This is a genomic window from Stenotrophomonas sp. AC248 (assembly GCF_979258185.1).
The window spans coordinates 2944742-2961481 of record NZ_OZ409840.1 but is presented as its reverse complement, the minus strand read 5'-3'; the positions used below and the strand labels follow the sequence as shown (position 1 = coordinate 2961481).

Below are 16740 nucleotides of genomic sequence, written 5' to 3'. Positions count from 1 at the left end.
CCCTCATGAAACAAGGACATGCCATGACCGAACAGCTTCATCCGTACGCGAACTCGCCCAGCCCGCTGACCCAGGCAAAGCGCGTGCGCATTCCGCACCTGCAGGAGATGAAGGCACGCGGCGAGAAGTGGGCCATGCTCACCGCCTACGACATGTACACCGCGGCGATCTTCGAAGACGCCGGCATCCCGGTGCTGCTGATCGGCGATTCGGCGTCCAACAACGTGCTCGGCAATGACAGCCTGTTGCCGATCACCGTGGACGAACTGATGCCGCTGGTGCGCGCGGTGAGCCGCTGCACGCGGCGCCCCCTGGTGATCGCCGACCTGCCGTTCGGCTCGTACCAGGCGTCACCGGAACAGTGCTTCCACACGGCGGTGCGCTTCATGAAGGAAGGCGGCGCGCACGCGGTCAAGCTGGAAGGCGGCATCGAGATGGTGCCGCAGGTGCGCAAGCTGGTCAGCTCGGGCATTCCGGTGATGGCGCATATTGGCTTCACGCCGCAGTCGGAGCATCAGCTGGGCGGGTTCCGCGTCCAGGGCCGTGGCGACAATGGCCCGGTGCTGGTGGAAGCGGCGCGCGCGCTGGAAGCGGCCGGTGCATTCGCGGTGTTGATCGAGATGGTGCCGGCCGATGTGGCCGCGCAGATCACCGCGGCGGTTTCGGTGCCGACGGTGGGTATCGGCGCGGGCAGCGACTGCGATGCGCAGGTGCTGGTCTGGCAGGACATGGCCGGGCTGCGCACCGGGCAGCTGCCGCGCTTCGTCAAGCAGTACGCCGACATGCATGGCCTGCTGCACAAGGCGGCCAGCGAGTTCGCCGCGGATGTGGAAGCAGGGGTCTTCCCGGGGCCGGAACACGCGTTCCAGTCGTAACCGGCCAGGGCAGGGTGGTGCGCGTCGGGTGGCCGTCCTAGCCGATGGCGCGCAGCACTTCTTCGATCAGAACCACATAACAGGCCACGAAGTAGAACTTCAGCAGGGCCGGATGTTGCTTGGTGATTAGCGCGCGCATGGGCGTGACGAGGCTGGTTGGACGCCCTGATTGTGACGGAGGTGTGAATTTGTGGCAATCATCACAAATTAAATCCGCTTAGCTAGATGAGGGAAGCTGACGGCGCATCCTCAATAGACTTCCAACCTGTTGATTATTCGGATATTTGTCATGAATTCGCAGCTCTGGAAAGTGCCGTGATCGCGGCGCCGCCAGGCTGCCAAACGCCCCGCGGCGGGTCCAAAAACGCTCAGTGCCGGTCCACCCACCTGCCCAGCAGACGGCGGAGCGTCACCGATGCCACGGTCAGCGGCAGCACGATCGGCCATTGCAGCAGGAACAACCCGGCCGTGATCTCCCATGCGGTCCAGGTGGTGCCGAACACCTGTGCATCGGGCGGCCCCAGCCGGATGACCACGAGCGTGGCCACGGCGAAGGCCAGGTCCTGCCAGCGCGACGGCGGTCGCGCGCCTGCGTGCCTGCAGAGTACCAGCACCGGGATCACCACCAGACTGGCCAGCAGCGCGTGGATCCACACGTCGCCCCGCGTGTAGTCGTAAGGAATCGACGGCCAGGCCCATCCCAAGTGCTCCGTCTGGAGCTGGGCGGTGAGCACGCACGCAAAGGTGATGGAGGCGGCCAGCAGCACCCCGAGATCGAGGCATGCATGCAGCAGGGTACGTGGGGGATCGGATGCGGCTGCGGCAGGGGAGAGCGACATGACGGTACTGCACGACGAGGTGGGCAATCTCAGCAGATTCCGCCGGGTTTGTCGCTATCGGCTGCGACTTGCCTGCAAGCGTCACGTAGAGTGAAGCGTTCGCACAAAACACGAAGGAGACAGGATGATCAGGACACTGCTGGAGACCGATCGGGACGAGGCCAGCGCAGTGTGCATGCGCGCGTTTCTCACGGCAGTGGCGCCTTCGCTGTCATCGACCGGCGTGGAAACGTTCGGGACGATCGCGGCAGCAGACGGTTTCGCGCAGCGCTCGGGGCCGGACAGCCTGCAGGTGGTCTACGACGCTGGCGGCGTGATCAAGGGCGTGGCCGAACTGAAAGAGCGCCGCCATGTGGCATTGCTGTTCGTTGATCCGGCATGCCAGCGGCAAGGCGTGGGTGAGGCATTGCTGGCCGCAGTGATTGCACAGGCGTGCAGCGAGGTGGTCACGGTGAATGCGTCGCTGTCGTCGGTGGCGTTCTACCAGCGCCATGGTTTTGCGTGCAGTGGCGAGGTGGGTGAGTCGGCCGGGCTGATCTATCAGCCGATGACGCGCAGCGTGCCCCACGCAGTGGACGCCACGCTCGCGGCGCACTGATCGGCACGGCGCAGACTTCACGCCGTTCGCGCGTGTCGTTCACGAAGGGCGGACAGCGGCATCGCTAGGTTGGAGGCCTGTCAGTCATCCCGGTTTGCGGGTAAGGATCATCATGATCAAGTGGGCCATCATCTTCGCCGTCATCGGCCTCATTGCCGGTGCACTTGGCTTCGCCGGCATCGGCGGCGCCGCGATCGGCGTGGCGAAATTCCTGTTCTGGGCCGGCATCATCATCGCCGTGGTGTTGTTCGTGCTGGGCATGACGATCGCCAAGAAGGTCACCTGACCGCAGGACAGCATCGGCTTCAAATACCAACGCCTGCGCAGTGATGCGCAGGCGTTTTTGTTTGGGCGGTGCACCGCCGGCATTCGATGGAACGTCCGGGCTTCACGAGGGTGCGTTCGGTTGCATGGGTGGCCAAACGCGGTGCGTGTCTGTGTGCGTAGGCACGGATCGCGCGCAGCCACCCGTGGGGTGGCTCTACCCCCCACTGTGGAGTGAGCGAGCAGGTGGCATTGGCGCGGGCTCTACGTGTTACCGGAAGAAGAACGACACGCCCAGGCCGGCCTGCAGGTCCGGGCTGTTGTTGTCCAGGCCGACGTCGAACGAGGCATCCAGCTGTACGGTGCGGGCTACCATCCAGGTGACGCCGGCCCCGGCGATGGCGGTGGACGCTTCGCCCTGGGTGTGGGTGAAGCCGGCTTCCAGGTAGCTGCTCACGGTGTCGGTCAGCGCCACGCTGACGCTCGGTGACCAGGTGAATGCATCCGCGCCAGCGCCGCGGGTGGCGTTGGCATACAGCGCGCCGCTCCAGCGATCGTCGAAGCTGTATTCGTAGCTGGCACCCAGCGCGTACTGGGTGCCGCCTTCGCTGAAATCGCGCGCACCGGTGGCGAAGGTGGTGCTGGCCAGCAGCGCCCAGGCATGCTTGTCCGAGCCGGTGGGCAGGGCGATCTTGATGGCAAGGCCGCTGTCGCCGCCGCCGTTGCTGCTGCTCGCGGACCCATCGCGCGGCTTCAGCTGCAGGTGGTTGAACGGCGTGCTGAAGGCCTGCAGTTCCACATGCTCGGCCAGGCCGATGCGCAGGTTGAGGTCGCTGCTGTACTGGGTGGACCGGGTACCGTCGTCATCGCGATCGCGTTCCAGGCTGGGCAGGCCCCATTCCAGTGCGACGCTGCCGCGCGGCAGGGTGCTCGGCGAGAAGCCGATACCGGGGCGATCGAACGCCGGCGTTTCGTCGTCGTCCTGGGCCAGGGCAGGGGAGGCGATCAACAACAGGACAAGGGCAACAGGCAGGCGCATCGTGCAATCTCCGGGCTGCGGCGCAGCATCGGCAAAGTGTGCCGCAAGCGCCTGTGAGGAGGCAGCCCCTGAGTAGCGATCAGCCGTCGGTGCGGGTCAGTGCCAGTAGACCTTCCAGCAGGCGGTCGGCGCGGGGGCGGCCGTCTGCATCGATCGGGTTGGCCAGCGACTGCAGCCAGAAACCGTGCGCTGCACGCCGTGCGGCGGTCAGCCGGTGGTCGCTGCCTTCGCCGGGATGTTGTTGCAGCTGGTCCTGTATCCAGCGCTTGAGCGCCTGCGCGATTTCCGGGTCGGGGCGGCCGCGCGGTGCGCCGGGACCTGGGTCGCTGGGGGCCAGGCAGGCACGGAAGATCGCGGTGACATACGCGCGCGAGAAGCGCCCATGTGCGACCGGGTCGTCGGCGATCAGGCCCTGCACGGCACGGTCGAAATCGACCAGCGCCTGGGCCAGCAGCGGGTCTTGCCCGCCGTCGTGGGCGCTCATCATCGGAAAGGGACGGCTCATGCGGGCTCCGGGAGCGGGGTCGGAAAGGCGGGGAGGGCCCGGCTCAGTGCGGTGCCCGTGCCTGCGGCAGGCGCGGTGCGGCCGCGCCGGGTTGCAGCAGCAGGGCGTTCAACAGCGCGATCACCCGTTCGCCCTGGCCATCGCAGGCCAGTTCGAAGGGGGTCTGCCCGCCGAGCGAGGGCAGCGGCGTATGCAGGATCCACTCCAGCACCGCGCCGCGGTCCGGTTCGATACGCAGGGCCACATCGGCAACACGACGGACGATTCCCTGGCGCATGATCAGAATCCGTAGCTGAGCGAAAGTGCGGCCGAGTCCATGTGGTCGCCGGTGGTCATCGGGCTGTCCTTGACCGCATCGGACAGCCGCGTACGGCGCAGCGATGCGGTGGCGGTCCAGTGCGGGCCAAGCGGCATCACCGCGGTCAGGTCGGCGTAGGGCGACACCCCGCTGCCGGCGCGGTAGCGCGCCAGGCCACTGCGGCGCGCTTCGTCCTCGCTGACCCCGAAGTAGTAATCGTTGAGCCCCTTGCCGGCGTAGTTCAGGCCCACGCCGGGCACCAGCGTCACCCGGCCCATGGGCAGCGGGTAGGCGTACTTGGCATCGGCGGCGACGCCGCCACCGTGGCCGCTCACTTCGGCCTGCACGTTGCCCTGCAGCAGGCCCCACGGCGCGGTATGCCGCACCGCCACCCCGGCCATCGCCGAGAAGCCGCGGTTGGACAGCTGGCGCAGCTGCGGGTCGTGGCTGTCCTTGCGCTTGAAACGCATCATGTACGGCGAGGCCATCAGAGACACTTCGGTGCTGTCGCTGTCCAGCAGCTTGTAGCCGAAGCTGCCGCCTCGGAAGTGGAACTTCCTGCCTTCGTAGCTGATGATCGGCGCGCCCACGGTGTCGGTCTTGTAGCCGGTATAGGGCGACTTCAGGGCCACCACCGCCACGCCGAGACTGCTGCGCGGCTTGGCGCCCGGTGCCTGCGCGAATGCGCTGCCGGCCACCAGCCATGCCGCGGTCGCCAGCACGACGGCGGCGATGCCCGGGCACAGCGACTGCCGGGTACGTTCATTGCCAACCAGGCCGCAGGTGCCTGCCGGGGGGGAATCTGCCTTGCAACGCTCGCGCATGTACCTGCCACACTGGGAATGCCAAGCGGCCATGGTGCCGTGCCTACATTGTCGGAACGTTGCGCCGGGCCGCGCGGTACCATCGGCAGCCGTCGTCCCCTGTGTCCCCACCCATGCGCATCCTGCTGCTCGAAGATGATCCGGAACTGGCCAATGCCATCCAGGCCAGCCTGGGCCGGCATGGCATGGTGGTGGACGTGGTGGTCAGCATGGCCCAGGCCGGCGAGGCGCTCAAAGCCGGCGTGCACCAGATCCTGCTGCTGGATCGGCAGTTGCCCGACGGCGACGGGGCTAATTTCGTGCGGGTGGCGCGCAGCCTGGTGCCCAACCTGCCGGTGATCATGCTCACCGCGCGCGATTCGGTGGCCGACCGGGTGCTCGGCCTGGACGTCGGCGCCGACGATTACCTGACCAAGCCGTTCGCGGTGGAAGAACTGCTGGCACGCATCCGCGCGATCTCGCGGCGGCCCTCGCAGATCGCCTTGCCGGTGCTGCTGCTGGGGCGGCTGCAGTTTGATTTCGTCGCGCGCGAAGCCAGCGTCGACGGTGTACTGCTGGCGCTGCCGCGCCGGCAGTTGCTGGTGCTGGAAGCCTTGGCGGTGCGCCAGGGCCGTACCGTGGCGCGCGCGGCGTTGCTGGAGGCGGTATACGGCTTCGACGATGCGATCCAGTCCAACGCCCTGGACGCGCACGTGTCCAAGCTGCGCAAGGCATTGGCCGAGGCCGATGCGCGGGTGGAGATCCACGTGATGCGCGGCATCGGCTATCTGTTGAAGGACGTCGCATGAAATTCCTCAAACCCGGCTCGCTGTCTTTCAGCCTGGCCTGGAAGATCATCCTGATCCAGGTGACCATGGTGGCGATGGGCCTGATTGGCATGGTGCTGATGTATGGCGACAGCGGCGCCGGTTACATCGACTGGAAGACGAGCGAGTCGATCGCCAAGTCGATCCATGTGCGGGACGATGCACTGCACGTGGACTGGCGCGCGCTGGACCAGGCCGCGCAGGATCGCCCGTCCACGTTCTGGTTCGCGGCCACCGATGAAGACGGCCGCCAGGTCACCCACGGCACGGTGCCAGAGATGTACCGCCCGCTGGTGGCCCAGCTGCGCTACCTGGAGCCGACCGACGTACGCACACGCACGCGTGCGGCCGAACTGGCCATGCGCATCTGGGTGAACGACACGCCGGAGGGACGCGTGCACGTGATGATCGGCGGCATGCCGCACCGCGGGCTGTGGCGGCAGATGCTGGTGGTGATCGGCTACCTCGGTGGCTGGATCACCGTGCCGTTGATCGTGATCACCCTGGTGGTGGCACCGTGGGCAATCCACCGCTCGCTGCGCGGGGTGAACCGGGTGGCCGCGCAGGCCGCCGCGATCCAGATCAACGAACGCGGCGGTGGCCTGGACACGCACGCGGTGCCCGCCGAGATCTTCCCGCTGGTGGATGCGTTCAATGCGGCGGTGCGCCGCATCGGCGAAAGCTACGATGCGCAGGACCGCTTCCTCGTGGGCGCGGCACACGAACTGCGCATGCCGATCGCGATTCTGGCCACGCGCATCGCCGACCTGCCGTCCGGCCCGGCGCGTTCGCGCCTGCAGCGTGACCTGGGCCGGCTGAGCAATATCGCCGAGCAGCTGCTCGACCTGCAGCGGCTGGACCATCACCGCAGCCAGTCGCAGCGCGTGGACCTGGCCGCGCTGACCCGCGAGGTGGCCGGCGACGTGGCGCCGCTGGTGCTTGATGCCGGTTACACCTTCGCCGTGGATGCGCCCGATGCGCCGGTCTGGGTGCGTGGCGATCCGGATGCGCTGCACCGGGTGGTGGCCAGCCTGTTGCAGAACGCGATCGCCCACGGCGGCGACCACGGCCTGATTGCCGTGGCGTTGCAGCCCGATGGCGTGCTGGCGGTAAGCGATGAAGGCTCCGGCGTGCCGGAGCAGGAGCGCCAGGCGATCTTCGAGCCCTTCCACCGGCTGCGCCCCAGCGGCAGTGGCAGCGGGCTTGGCTTGTACCTGGCGCGCGAAATCATGCTGCGCCATGGCGGCAGCATCGCCGCGGAAAGTGCCGCCGGTGGCGGGGCGCGGTTCGTGGTGGCACTGGCGGTGGATCGGACGGGCATCGTGCCGGGCTGACGGGCGCGGCCGGACGATTCACCCCTCCATCACCCGGGGTCCGGTGTGATCGGGCCATTCTGCGTTGGCGTGCAGTCGGCGTGGTTGCCCAACATTCTGCAGGGAGAGATGCCATGAAGGCGTTTGCGTGCGCCGTGTTGCTTGCGACGGCGGTCGGCGGTGCGGTGGCCCCGGCCAGCGCCTGCACCCGGGTGGTCTATCTGGGCAAGAACCAGGACGTGATCACCGCCCGTTCGATGGATTGGCAGAGCGACATCGCCACCAACCTGTGGGTGTTGCCGCGTGGCATCGCGCGCAACGGCCAGGCCGGCAGCGATTCGATCCACTGGAAAGCCAAATATGGCAGCGTGGTAGCCAGTGGGTTCGACATTTCCACCACCGATGGGCTCAACGAAGCGGGGCTGTCGGCCAACCTGCTGTGGCTGGTGGAATCGGAGTACCCGGCACAGCGCGGGCGCAAGCCCGGCCTGGCGATCTCGCTGTGGGCGCAGTACATGCTCGACAACTTCGCCACGGTGGCCGAAGCGGTGGCCGCGCTGGAGCGCGAGCCCTATGCGCTGGTCACCGACAACCTGCCGGGCGAATCGCGGCAGGCCACGCTGCACCTGGCGCTGTCCGATGCCAGCGGCGACAGTGCGATCGTGGAATACATCGGCGGCAAGCAGGTGATCCACCATGACCGCGCCTACCAGGTCATGACCAATTCGCCGGTGTTCGACCAGCAGCTGGCGCTCAACACCTATTGGCAGCAGATCGGCGGCACCGTGATGCTGCCCGGTACCAACCGCTCGGCCGACCGTTTCGCGCGGGCGTCGTTCTACATCAACGCCATTCCCAAGAGCGAAGATCCGGTGGTGGCGCTGGCCAGTGTGTTCAGCGTGATCCGCAACGTGTCGGTGCCCTATGGCATCACCACTCCGGACCAGCCCAATATTTCGTCCACGCGGTGGCGCACCGTGGCCGACCACAAGCGCCGGTTGTATTTCTTCGAGTCGGCCCTGACCCCCAACACGTTCTGGGTGGACCTCAACAAGGTCGATTTCGCCCCGGGTGCGCAGGTGCTCAAGCTTGACCTCGGCCGCGACCAGCGCAACGTATTTGCCGGCGATGCGCTGGGGCAGTTCCAGCCGTCGGCGCCGTTCGCGTTCCTGGGCACCGGCGACTGATCCTGCCATCAGGGGAGTGCGCAGCGTACGGTCGGTGACTGCCCAAAATCAGACTAATCCGATATCCCGGCACGGGCCTGGGGCCGTATCGTGCTGCTCGAGGGAGGGATGCCTCGCTTGACTGTCCCCACGCGGCCAGCGCCCCCATGCGGCGCACCGTATCGCCACTCCGCATGGATGCCCCCGCAGGAGCGATCAGCATGATGATCAAGGTGCAATGCCAGGACCACCGCTGGCACGTGATTCACCCGACCCGCCCGGACCCGGTCAGCTTCGATGACGGTGCGGTGGCCTTCGACTTCGCCGACACCCTGGCGCGCGCACGCCACGCCGAGACCGGGCAGGCCTGCGCGGTACGGGTGGTGGCAATGGATGCCTTCGTCGACGCGGTGCGCTACGGCTGAAGCCGCGCGTGTGCCGCAGGCGTTCAGCCGGTGCGGTCGAGGTTGGCGCTGAGCCGCTGCAGGAAGCTGGTCAGTCGCATGGTTTCATCCACGCTGAAGTCGGCCAGCATGCGTGTATTGCCCTCGTTGAGGATCTCGCGGGCCTGCGGCAACCGCTGCAGCGCCAGCGCCGTGAGTTCGATGCGCTGGGCGCGCGGATGCTGGGGATCCGGCGACCGTCGGATCAACTGGTCGCGCTCCAGCCGCGCCAGCGTCTGCGCCATCGAGGGCTGCTCCACACGCAGCAGGCGGGCCAGTTCGGCCTGGGTGGTCGCCTTGTCCTGGCGCACGGCCTCGAGCACCGGCAGGCTGGCCATGCCCAGCCCCAGCGGACGCAGCTGGGTTTCGGCCAGGCGGCTGAGTTCGCGTGCCACCTGCTTGATCAGGAACGATGGGACGTTGCTGGGATCATGTGCGGGACGGGACATGCGGTCACCTGTGTGGCATTGACATAGGCGCCTATGATACTAATCATAGGGTCCTATGTTAAAGCCGCTGGAGGCGCCGCATGTCCCGTTCCCCCGTATTGCCATCGTCGGTGGCGGCCCCGCCGGGTTGCTGCTGGCGTGCCGGCTGCAACAGGCCGGCCGTGCCGTGCAGGTGTATGAAGCCGACGCCTCGCCCGACGCCCGCGCCCAGGGCGGCATGCTCGACCTGCACGCGGCGACCGGGCAGGCCGCGCTGCGGAGCGCCGGGTTGTTCGCGTCCTTCCAGCAGCTGGCACGCTACGAGGACCAGGGCATGCGCCTGTTCGATGCACAGGGCCGGCTGCTGCTGGCCGACGACGGCGTGGGCGGCGACCGCCCGGAGATCGATCGCGGCCAGCTGCGCACGCTGTTGCTGGCGCCTCTGGCCGAGGGCTGCGTGCGCTGGGGGCATGTGCTGACGCAGGCCAGGCGGAATGCAGGCAGTGTCGAGCTGCAGTTCGCCAACGGCGCGGTGGCGCGCGCCGACCTGGTGGTGGGCGCCGATGGCGCGTGGTCGAAGGTGCGCCCGCTGTTGACCGACGTGCGCCCGCAGCACGCCGGCATCACCCTGTACGAGCTGTCACTGCCGGACGTGGACAACGCGCACCCGGCGCTGGCAGCACTGGTCGGGCGCGGCACGCTGATTGCCAAGGGCAGCGGCGGCACCGTGTTCGCCCAGCGCAATGCGCATGCCCACGTGCGCGTGTACGCGTCGCTGCCGCAGCAGCTTGACGACGGCGAAGCGGCGCCCCTGCACACCCGCGCCAGCCTGCTGCAGCATTTCCAGGGCTGGCACCCGGATCTGCGCCGGTTGATCGCCGACGCGCAGGACACCGTGCGGCCGTGGCCGATTCATACATTGCCGGTGGAGCATCGCTGGGCGCACTGTGACGCTGTCACCCTGATCGGCGACGCGGCGCACCTGATGCCGCCGGCCGGCGAGGGCGCCAACCTGGCCCTGCGCGATGCCGCCGATCTGGCCGACGCGCTCTGTGCCGCCGACTGGCCGGCCGCGGTAAACGCACATGAGCAGGTGATGTTCGCGCGCGCGGCGGTGTCCGCTGCCGACGCACACCAGATGCTGGCGATGGACTCGGCCGAACGCGTGCTGCAGATGTTCGACGCAATGTGACCGCGTTGGCGCGGTCTGGTCAGCCAGCCGTCGGGTACCTAAATAGGGCATGAAATCAGGGACTTCCGGCCTATGTCGCGCGTGTTGGGTTTGCCACATCCTGTGCGCCACCACCACACACAGTTTCGAGGCAGGCATGAGGAGCAATGGGATGAAGCACGGAAAGCAGGCGTGGTTGTGGGCGCTGCTGCCCGCGATGCTGGCGCTGGGCGCCACCGCCCAGGCACAGAACTACGATCGCTATCGCGACGATGGCTACAACAGCGGTCCGGTGCGCTGCGAATCGATCAAGGGCCGCACCCAGCAGTGCCCATTGCAGGGGCGTGCACGCCTGGTCCGCCAGATTTCCGGTTCGCCCTGCGTGGAAGGCGAGACCTGGGGCCAGGCCCGCAATGGCGTGTGGGTGACCCAGGGCTGCCGCGCCGAATTCATCGCCGAGGGCGGGCGTGGCCACGGCGGTGGCTGGGGCGGCAGCCAAGGCGGTAACCACGGCGGCGGCTGGGGCGGGCGTGGCCAGGTGGTCACCTGCGACTCCAACGACCACCGGCTGCAGCGCTGCAACGTCAGCATCCGGCGCGATGCGCGGCTGGTCCGCCAGACCTCGCGCACGGCGTGCGTGGAAGGCCGCACCTGGGGCTGGGACCGCAACGGGGTGTGGGTCAACGGCGGTTGCCGTGGCGAATTCCAGGTGAATTGAGGTCGCAGCAATCATTGGGCTTGTGAATCAGAAAAATCTGATACAGATCACAGTTCCGATTAGTTACTGTCCGGGGCGGGAAGCCCCGGCTTCATCCGACCCCAGGTTCCGCCGCACGGTCGTGCGGCGCGTCCTGCCCGATATGCCGACTCATGGAGAGAGCACCGCATGTTGATCCGCCTGCAACTGGAGCACCGCCTGTGGCGCGTGCTGCACCCGGACAAGCTGGAATCGTTCCGTTTCCACGACAGCGCCAAGGCGTTTGATTTCGCCGATGCGCTGGCGCGCCTGCATCACGCCGAGACCGGCCGACGCAGTTCGGTACGGGTGGAAGCCAGCGGGGCATACGTGGAGGCCGTGCGCTACGGCTGACGCCGGCGGGGCACGGTAGAGCCGACCGTTGGTCGGCTGCTTTGCGCGTAAAACCATCCCGTGACATGACCGGTAGAGCCGACCGTTGGTCGGCTGCCTTGCGCGTAAAACCATCCCGTGACATGACCGGTAGAGCCGACCGTTGGTCGGCTGCTTTGCGCGTAAAACCATCCCGTGACGTCAGTCACCACCCAGCCGGGCAGAGCCCGGCTCTACGAGGCCGCAACCTCAACCCGCGGCGCTGAGCGGATGCCCATCGCTGGCCAGCTGCGGCCAGCGCTTGAGCACCGCCGCCCGGATGCCGGCGGCATCGATGCCGGCTTCGGCCAGCAGGTCCTCGCGGCTGGCGTGATGCTGGAAGCTGTCCGGCAGGCCCAGGTGCAGGATCGACTTGAGCACGTCTTCGGCATTGAACAGTTCGGCCACGCCCGAGCCGGCGCCACCGGCCACCACGTTGTCTTCAATGGTGACGAAGCCGTCGTGGGTACGTGCCAGCTCCAGCAGCAGGGCGCGGTCGAGGGGCTTGATGAAGCGCATGTTGACCACGCTCAAGCCCAGCGCACGGCCCACCGCTTCGGCGGCCGGCACGGTGCTGCCGAACGCCAGCAGGGCCACGCGGCTGCCCTGTACGCGCAGGTCGGCCTTGCCGATCTCCAGCGTGGACAGATCGGTGCCAGCGTCCACGCCGGTGCCACTGCCGCGCGGGTAGCGCACCGCAGCCGGGCCGTCGAACGCCAGGCCGGTGCTCAGCATCTGCCGGCATTCGGCTTCGTCGGCAGGCGCCATCACCACCATGTGCGGCACGCAGCGCAGGAAGCTCAGGTCCAGGTTGCCGGCATGGGTGGCGCCATCGGGGCCCACGACGCCGGCACGGTCGATCGCAAACAGCACGTCCAGCTCCTGCACGGCCACGTCGTGCACCAGCTGGTCGTACGCGCGCTGCAGGAAGGTGGAGTAGATCGCCACCACCGGCTTGGCGCCCTGCGTGGCCATGCCCGCGGCCAGCGTCACCGCGTGCTGTTCGGCGATGGCCACGTCGAAGTAGCGCTCCGGGTATTCCTTGCTGAAACGGACCAGGCCCGAGCCTTCGCGCATGGCCGGGGTGATGCCCACCAGCTTGGGGTCGGCCGCGGCGGCGTCGCACAGCCAGTCGCTGAACACATCGGTGTAGGTTGGCTTCTTGGCGGCGCCCTTGGACACCAGGCCCTTGTCCGGATCGAACGGCCCGACGGCGTGATAGCCGATCTGGTCGCCCTCGGCACGCTCGTAGCCCTTGCCCTTGGTGGTCATCACGTGGAGCAGCTTCAGGCCCTTGAGGCCCTTGAGCGTCTTCAACGTGGCTACCAGTGCCGGCAGGTCGTGGCCATCGATGGGGCCGGTGTAGTGGAAGCCCATTTCCTCGAAGAACGTGGACGGCACGAACATGCCCTTCCAATGTTCTTCCCAACGCTTGACGAAGCGCGCGGTGGGGTTGTTCTTCTTGTCGCCCAGGATCTTCTTGCCGCCTTCGCGCAGCGCGTTGAGCGTGCGGCTGCCGGTGGCACGGCCGAGCATCTTGGTCAGCCCGCCAACGGCCTCGGAGATCGACATGTTGTTGTCGTTGAGGATCACCAGCAGGTTCGGTTCGCTGTCCATGCCGCCGGCATGGTTGAGCGCCTCGTAGGCCATGCCGGCGGTCATCGCGCCGTCGCCGATCACCGCGACCACCTTGCGATCGTCGCCTTCCAGCTGGCGCGCGATGGCCATGCCGAGTGCGGCCGAGATCGAGGTCGAGGAGTGGCCCACGCCGAAGGTGTCGAACTCGCTCTCTTCGCGCTTGGGGAACGGCGCCACGCCGTCCTTCTGCTTGACGGTGTGGATCGCGTCGCGGCGACCGGTGAGGATCTTGTGCGGGTAGGTCTGATGCCCCACGTCCCAGACCAGCTGGTCCACCGGGGTCTGGTACAGGTAGTGCAGGGCCACGGTCAATTCGATCACGCCCAGCCCGGCGCCGAAGTGGCCGCCGCTCTTGCCGACCGATTCGATCAGGTAGGCACGCAGTTCGTCGGCGATGGCGGGCAGTTCGGATTCATCGAACCTGCGCAGGTCATCCGGTGACTGGATGCGCGACAGGCGGGGATAGCGGGCGGAATCGATCATGTTTATCGCGCTTCTTCTGAGCGCCTATTTTCCCCCCAAACCGGGGTGGGGCAAGCAAACCGCCTTCGGAGTGACCAAACGGTGACGGGGCCTGCGTCAGTTGGTCGCAGGTCAGGCCGCCAGTTTGGAGCGTTTGGGCAGCTGCGCCTTCAGGAAGGCCATCTGGTCGGCCAGGATGTTGCGGTTGGACAGGATCATGTGTTCGATCCAGCTGGGCCGGTACGGCACGGCCAGCAGCGGCATGCCGGCCTGCTGCGGGGTGCGGTCGCTCTTGCGCGAGTTGCAGTGGAAACAGGCGCTGACCACGTTCTCCCACACGTCCAAGCCGCCCTTGGAGATCGGCATGACGTGGTCGCGGGTCAGTTGGGGACGGTTGAACTGCTGGCCGCAGTACAGGCACAGGTGCGCGTCGCGGGCGAACAGCGCCTGGTTGGACAGGTTCGGGGTGGGGTCCAGCGCGCGCGAACGGGCGTGGCCGCGTGCGGCGATGATCGGGTGCAGGTCCATGCCGCTCTGGATGCCGGTCAACCGACTGGTGCCGCCATGGATGTGCAGGCAGGGGTCGCCGAGGGTCCAGGCGACGGCATCACGCGCATACAGGCAGGCCGCATCCTGCCAGTTGATCCAGTCCAGGACCCGCCCGTGCGCATCCAGCGAGAGCAGGCGGACGCTGCCGGGCCGGTGCAGGGTGGCGATGGGCGACACTTCGTCGACCGGGGCGGACGAGGCTCCGGTATCGATCAGACCTAGGCGTGTAGTGTCTGTCTCCATCGGGAAAACAGCTTATACCGGAATGTTGACGTTTTGTGTATAGGAACGAACCAAAGGTTCGTTCCGGGTAGCAACCGACCGCTGGTCGGTTGGCCCTGGTTCGTTCCGGGTAGCAACCGACCGCTGGTCGGTTGGCCTCAGGTTCGTTCCGGGTAGCAACCGACCGTTGGTCGGTTGGCTTCCGGGCGTGGCGTCGCCGTGGCCGCCGATGTGCCGACCAACGGTCGGCACCTACCCGGGCAGGCCTTTCATCTGCGGCCAGTGCATGCCGATCCCCCGGGCACCGTCCACACTCGATTGATCCACATCCCCGGTCGCCACCGACCGTTGGTCGGTGGGCCGGTCAACGATCAACCTTCCCCGAAATGCGCATCCGCCATCGTCATCAGCGGCGCCGCGCCGCTCTGGATGGCGGCGGCATGGCTGAGGGTGCGCGGCAGCACGCGGGCGAAGTAGAAGCGGGCGGTTTCGCGCTTGGCCTGCTTGAACGCCTCGCTCTGCGCGGAGGTTTCGGCGGCGGCGACGCTACGCGCCCACCAGTAGGCCAGCACCACGTAGCCCGAGTAGAACAGGTAGTCGAAGCTGGCCGCGCCCAGTTCCTCGGGGTTGCCGGCCGCGCGCTGCAGGGTGGCCATCGTGAGCTTGCCCCATTCGGCGGCCTTTTCGCGCAGCGGGCCAATGAACTCGGCGAGCGCTTCGTTGCCTTCATTGGCCTTGGCGAACACCTCGATCTCGGCCAGCATCAGCTTCAGCCCGGCACCCTGGCTGGAGGCGGTCTTGCGCCCGATCAGGTCCAGCGCCTGGATGCCGGTGGTGCCTTCATACAGCGTGGTGATGCGCGCATCGCGGGCCAGCTGTTCCATGCCGTGCTCGCGGATGTAGCCGTGGCCACCGAAGCACTGCAGGGCGTTGTAGGTGTTCTCGATGCCCCACTCGGTCTGGCAGGCCTTCGAAATCGGGGTCAGGAAGCTCACCAGGGTGTCGGCGCGCTCGCGCTCGCCGGCATCGTCGGCATGGTGGGCCACGTCGACCAGGGTGGCTGCGTGCAGGGCCAGCAGGCGGCTGCCTTCGACCAGCGACTTGATGGTCAGCAGCATGCGGCGCACGTCCGGGTGGACCAGGATCGGGTCAGCCGGCTTCTCGGGATTCTTGGGGCCGCTCAACGAGCGCGACTGCAGGCGCTCGCGGGCGTACTTCAGTGCGTTCTGGTAGGCACGCTCGGACAGACCAATGCCCTGCAGGCCAACGCCCAGGCGCGCGGTGTTCATCATGGTGAACATTGCCTGCAGGCCCTTGTGCGGCTGGCCGACCAGATAACCTTCGGCGCCGTCGAAGTTCATCACGCAGGTGACCGAGCCCTTGATGCCCATCTTGTGTTCGATCGAGCCGCAGCGCAGCGCGTTGCGCTCGCCGACCTTGCCCTCACGGTCCACCTTGAACTTGGGGGTGACAAACAGCGAGATGCCCTTGGCACCGGCCGGGGCGTCGGGCAGCTTGGCCAGCACCAGGTGCACGATGTTGTCGGTGAGGTCGTGCTCGCCGGCGGTGATGAAAATCTTGGTGCCGGTGATGGCGTAGCTGCCATCGGCATTGGGTTCGGCCTTGGTCTTGAGCAGGCCCAGGTCGGTGCCGCAATGCGGTTCGGTCAGGCACATGGTGCCGGTCCAGCGGCCTTCGATCAGCGGCTTCAGGAAGGCCTCCTGCTGCCAGGCTTCGCCGTGCTGCTTGAGCGCTTCGATGGCCCCGTGCGAGAGCAGCGGGAAGTTGCCCCAGGCCAGGTTGGCGGCGTTGATCATTTCGTTGAGCGGCACGCCGAGGGTGTGCGGCAGGCCCTGGCCACCCAGTTCCGGTGCGGCGGTGAGGCCGGTCCAGCCGCCGTCGACGAACTGCGCGTAGGCCTGCTTGAAGCCGGGCGGGGTGGTGACCTCGCCGGTGGCCTGGTCGAGCACGCAGCCGATTTCGTCACCCACGCTGTTGAGCGGCGCCAGCACGGTGGTGCTGAAGCGGCCGGCTTCCTCGAGCACGGCGTCCACCACGTCGGTGGTGGCGTCGGTGAAGCCGAGGCGGGCGAACAGGGGTTCGACCTTGAGCACGTCATGCAGGGCGAAACGGATATCGGAAAGCGGTGCGGTGTAGCTGCTCATCGTCAGGTCTCGATCAGGTGCAAAGGG

Annotated in this window: 19 protein-coding genes; 10 read left to right on the top strand and 9 right to left on the bottom strand. The window is 67.3% G+C overall.

Annotated elements, in window-relative coordinates; genetic code table 11:
* Positions 1–23 precede the first annotated feature (23 nt).
* Positions 24–875 carry a 3-methyl-2-oxobutanoate hydroxymethyltransferase gene (gene panB, locus ACZ0AE_RS13525; RefSeq protein WP_038687304.1) on the top strand — a complete coding sequence of 284 codons (852 nt, stop codon included), beginning with the start codon at positions 24–26 and terminating at the stop codon, positions 873–875.
* A 368-nt stretch (positions 876–1243) separates the two neighbouring features.
* Here the strand turns inward: panB and ACZ0AE_RS13520 are convergent, their stop codons facing one another.
* Positions 1244–1714, bottom strand: coding sequence for a hypothetical protein (locus ACZ0AE_RS13520; protein ID WP_463601369.1), 471 nt, complete (start codon positions 1712–1714; stop codon positions 1244–1246).
* Positions 1715–1838: 124 nt separating this feature from the next.
* On the opposite strand from ACZ0AE_RS13520, the gene ACZ0AE_RS13515 reads away from it, so the two are divergent.
* Entirely contained in the window at positions 1839–2312 is a 474-nt protein-coding gene (locus ACZ0AE_RS13515) for a GNAT family N-acetyltransferase (protein ID WP_463601368.1), read from the top strand.
* 112 nt (positions 2313–2424) lie between these two features.
* The gene (locus ACZ0AE_RS13510; RefSeq protein ID WP_038687308.1) at positions 2425–2598 is read left to right on the top strand and encodes a DUF1328 domain-containing protein; all 174 of its coding nucleotides are present in this window, start codon (positions 2425–2427) and stop codon (positions 2596–2598) included.
* Between the two features lie 249 nt (positions 2599–2847).
* Here ACZ0AE_RS13510 and ACZ0AE_RS13505 read toward each other — a convergent pair whose 3' ends face one another.
* The 4 genes from ACZ0AE_RS13505 to ACZ0AE_RS13490 form a co-directional block, all read right to left on the bottom strand.
* Entirely contained in the window at positions 2848–3615 is a 768-nt protein-coding gene (locus ACZ0AE_RS13505) for a transporter (protein WP_463601367.1), read from the bottom strand.
* Positions 3616–3694: 79 nt separating this feature from the next.
* On the bottom strand, positions 3695–4120 hold the full coding sequence (locus tag ACZ0AE_RS13500; RefSeq protein ID WP_137191688.1) for a hypothetical protein: 426 nt from the start codon (positions 4118–4120) through the stop codon (positions 3695–3697).
* A gap of 43 nt (positions 4121–4163) precedes the next feature.
* Positions 4164–4397, bottom strand: a complete 234-nt coding sequence (locus ACZ0AE_RS13495; protein ID WP_038687314.1) for an antitoxin Xre/MbcA/ParS toxin-binding domain-containing protein — start codon at positions 4395–4397, stop codon at positions 4164–4166.
* A gap of 2 nt (positions 4398–4399) precedes the next feature.
* Positions 4400–5242: a MipA/OmpV family protein gene (locus tag ACZ0AE_RS13490; RefSeq protein ID WP_102100611.1), complete on the bottom strand. Its 843-nt coding sequence runs from the start codon at positions 5240–5242 to the stop codon at positions 4400–4402.
* A gap of 113 nt (positions 5243–5355) precedes the next feature.
* Here ACZ0AE_RS13490 and ACZ0AE_RS13485 point away from each other — a divergent pair, with 113 nt between their 5' ends.
* The 4 genes from ACZ0AE_RS13485 to ACZ0AE_RS13470 all read left to right on the top strand — a co-directional run bounded on the left by ACZ0AE_RS13485 (position 5356) and on the right by ACZ0AE_RS13470 (position 8952).
* Positions 5356–6030 carry a response regulator transcription factor gene (locus ACZ0AE_RS13485; RefSeq protein ID WP_141059524.1) on the top strand — a complete coding sequence of 225 codons (675 nt, stop codon included), beginning with the start codon at positions 5356–5358 and terminating at the stop codon, positions 6028–6030.
* The gene (locus ACZ0AE_RS13480; RefSeq protein ID WP_463601366.1) at positions 6027–7382 is read left to right on the top strand and encodes a sensor histidine kinase; all 1356 of its coding nucleotides are present in this window, start codon (positions 6027–6029) and stop codon (positions 7380–7382) included. The genes ACZ0AE_RS13485 and ACZ0AE_RS13480 overlap by 4 nt, the downstream gene beginning before the upstream one ends.
* A gap of 113 nt (positions 7383–7495) precedes the next feature.
* Positions 7496–8548 (top strand): linear amide C-N hydrolase, encoded by a 1053-nt coding sequence (locus ACZ0AE_RS13475; protein WP_463601365.1) that lies wholly within the window; start codon positions 7496–7498, stop codon positions 8546–8548.
* A gap of 200 nt (positions 8549–8748) precedes the next feature.
* Complete coding sequence (locus tag ACZ0AE_RS13470) at positions 8749–8952, top strand: hypothetical protein (RefSeq protein ID WP_038687322.1); 204 nt, start codon at positions 8749–8751, stop codon at positions 8950–8952.
* A 23-nt stretch (positions 8953–8975) separates the two neighbouring features.
* On the opposite strand, the gene ACZ0AE_RS13465 is transcribed toward ACZ0AE_RS13470, so the two are convergent.
* Positions 8976–9419: a MarR family winged helix-turn-helix transcriptional regulator gene (locus ACZ0AE_RS13465; protein ID WP_463601364.1), complete on the bottom strand. Its 444-nt coding sequence runs from the start codon at positions 9417–9419 to the stop codon at positions 8976–8978.
* Between the two features lie 55 nt (positions 9420–9474).
* Here ACZ0AE_RS13465 and ACZ0AE_RS13460 point away from each other — a divergent pair, with 55 nt between their 5' ends.
* From ACZ0AE_RS13460 to ACZ0AE_RS13450, 3 genes are all read left to right on the top strand, one after another.
* Positions 9475–10590, top strand: a complete 1116-nt coding sequence (locus ACZ0AE_RS13460) for an FAD-dependent oxidoreductase (protein ID WP_463601363.1) — start codon at positions 9475–9477, stop codon at positions 10588–10590.
* 151 nt (positions 10591–10741) lie between these two features.
* Complete coding sequence (locus ACZ0AE_RS13455) at positions 10742–11287, top strand: DUF3011 domain-containing protein (protein ID WP_463601362.1); 546 nt, start codon at positions 10742–10744, stop codon at positions 11285–11287.
* A 168-nt stretch (positions 11288–11455) separates the two neighbouring features.
* Positions 11456–11659, top strand: coding sequence for a hypothetical protein (locus tag ACZ0AE_RS13450; protein WP_038687329.1), 204 nt, complete (start codon positions 11456–11458; stop codon positions 11657–11659).
* 228 nt (positions 11660–11887) lie between these two features.
* Here the strand turns inward: ACZ0AE_RS13450 and dxs are convergent, their stop codons facing one another.
* The 3 genes from dxs to ACZ0AE_RS13435 form a co-directional block, all read right to left on the bottom strand.
* A complete protein-coding gene (dxs, locus tag ACZ0AE_RS13445) occupies positions 11888–13798 on the bottom strand; it encodes a 1-deoxy-D-xylulose-5-phosphate synthase (RefSeq protein WP_038687331.1) in 1911 nt (636 codons plus the stop codon).
* Between the two features lie 111 nt (positions 13799–13909).
* On the bottom strand, positions 13910–14569 hold the full coding sequence (locus tag ACZ0AE_RS13440; RefSeq protein WP_038687333.1) for an HNH endonuclease: 660 nt from the start codon (positions 14567–14569) through the stop codon (positions 13910–13912).
* Between the two features lie 350 nt (positions 14570–14919).
* A complete protein-coding gene (locus ACZ0AE_RS13435) occupies positions 14920–16713 on the bottom strand; it encodes an acyl-CoA dehydrogenase C-terminal domain-containing protein (protein WP_463601361.1) in 1794 nt (597 codons plus the stop codon).
* Positions 16714–16740 lie beyond the last annotated feature (27 nt).

Excerpts from the sequence above, each read along its gene's own strand:
- panB (WP_038687304.1), top strand. The coding sequence starts at position 24 with ATGACCGAACAGCTTCATCCGTACGCGAACTCGCCCAGCCCGCTGACC.
- ACZ0AE_RS13520 (WP_463601369.1), bottom strand. The coding sequence starts at position 1,714 with ATGTCGCTCTCCCCTGCCGCAGCCGCATCCGATCCCCCACGTACCCTG.
- ACZ0AE_RS13515 (WP_463601368.1), top strand. The coding sequence starts at position 1,839 with ATGATCAGGACACTGCTGGAGACCGATCGGGACGAGGCCAGCGCAGTG.
- ACZ0AE_RS13510 (WP_038687308.1), top strand. The coding sequence starts at position 2,425 with ATGATCAAGTGGGCCATCATCTTCGCCGTCATCGGCCTCATTGCCGGT.
- ACZ0AE_RS13505 (WP_463601367.1), bottom strand. The coding sequence starts at position 3,615 with ATGCGCCTGCCTGTTGCCCTTGTCCTGTTGTTGATCGCCTCCCCTGCC.
- ACZ0AE_RS13500 (WP_137191688.1), bottom strand. The coding sequence starts at position 4,120 with ATGAGCCGTCCCTTTCCGATGATGAGCGCCCACGACGGCGGGCAAGAC.
- ACZ0AE_RS13495 (WP_038687314.1), bottom strand. The coding sequence starts at position 4,397 with ATGCGCCAGGGAATCGTCCGTCGTGTTGCCGATGTGGCCCTGCGTATC.
- ACZ0AE_RS13490 (WP_102100611.1), bottom strand. The coding sequence starts at position 5,242 with ATGCGCGAGCGTTGCAAGGCAGATTCCCCCCCGGCAGGCACCTGCGGC.
- ACZ0AE_RS13485 (WP_141059524.1), top strand. The coding sequence starts at position 5,356 with ATGCGCATCCTGCTGCTCGAAGATGATCCGGAACTGGCCAATGCCATC.
- ACZ0AE_RS13480 (WP_463601366.1), top strand. The coding sequence starts at position 6,027 with ATGAAATTCCTCAAACCCGGCTCGCTGTCTTTCAGCCTGGCCTGGAAG.
- ACZ0AE_RS13475 (WP_463601365.1), top strand. The coding sequence starts at position 7,496 with ATGAAGGCGTTTGCGTGCGCCGTGTTGCTTGCGACGGCGGTCGGCGGT.
- ACZ0AE_RS13470 (WP_038687322.1), top strand. The coding sequence starts at position 8,749 with ATGATGATCAAGGTGCAATGCCAGGACCACCGCTGGCACGTGATTCAC.
- ACZ0AE_RS13465 (WP_463601364.1), bottom strand. The coding sequence starts at position 9,419 with ATGTCCCGTCCCGCACATGATCCCAGCAACGTCCCATCGTTCCTGATC.
- ACZ0AE_RS13460 (WP_463601363.1), top strand. The coding sequence starts at position 9,475 with ATGTTAAAGCCGCTGGAGGCGCCGCATGTCCCGTTCCCCCGTATTGCC.
- ACZ0AE_RS13455 (WP_463601362.1), top strand. The coding sequence starts at position 10,742 with ATGAAGCACGGAAAGCAGGCGTGGTTGTGGGCGCTGCTGCCCGCGATG.
- ACZ0AE_RS13450 (WP_038687329.1), top strand. The coding sequence starts at position 11,456 with ATGTTGATCCGCCTGCAACTGGAGCACCGCCTGTGGCGCGTGCTGCAC.
- dxs (WP_038687331.1), bottom strand. The coding sequence starts at position 13,798 with ATGATCGATTCCGCCCGCTATCCCCGCCTGTCGCGCATCCAGTCACCG.
- ACZ0AE_RS13440 (WP_038687333.1), bottom strand. The coding sequence starts at position 14,569 with ATGGAGACAGACACTACACGCCTAGGTCTGATCGATACCGGAGCCTCG.
- ACZ0AE_RS13435 (WP_463601361.1), bottom strand. The coding sequence starts at position 16,713 with ATGAGCAGCTACACCGCACCGCTTTCCGATATCCGTTTCGCCCTGCAT.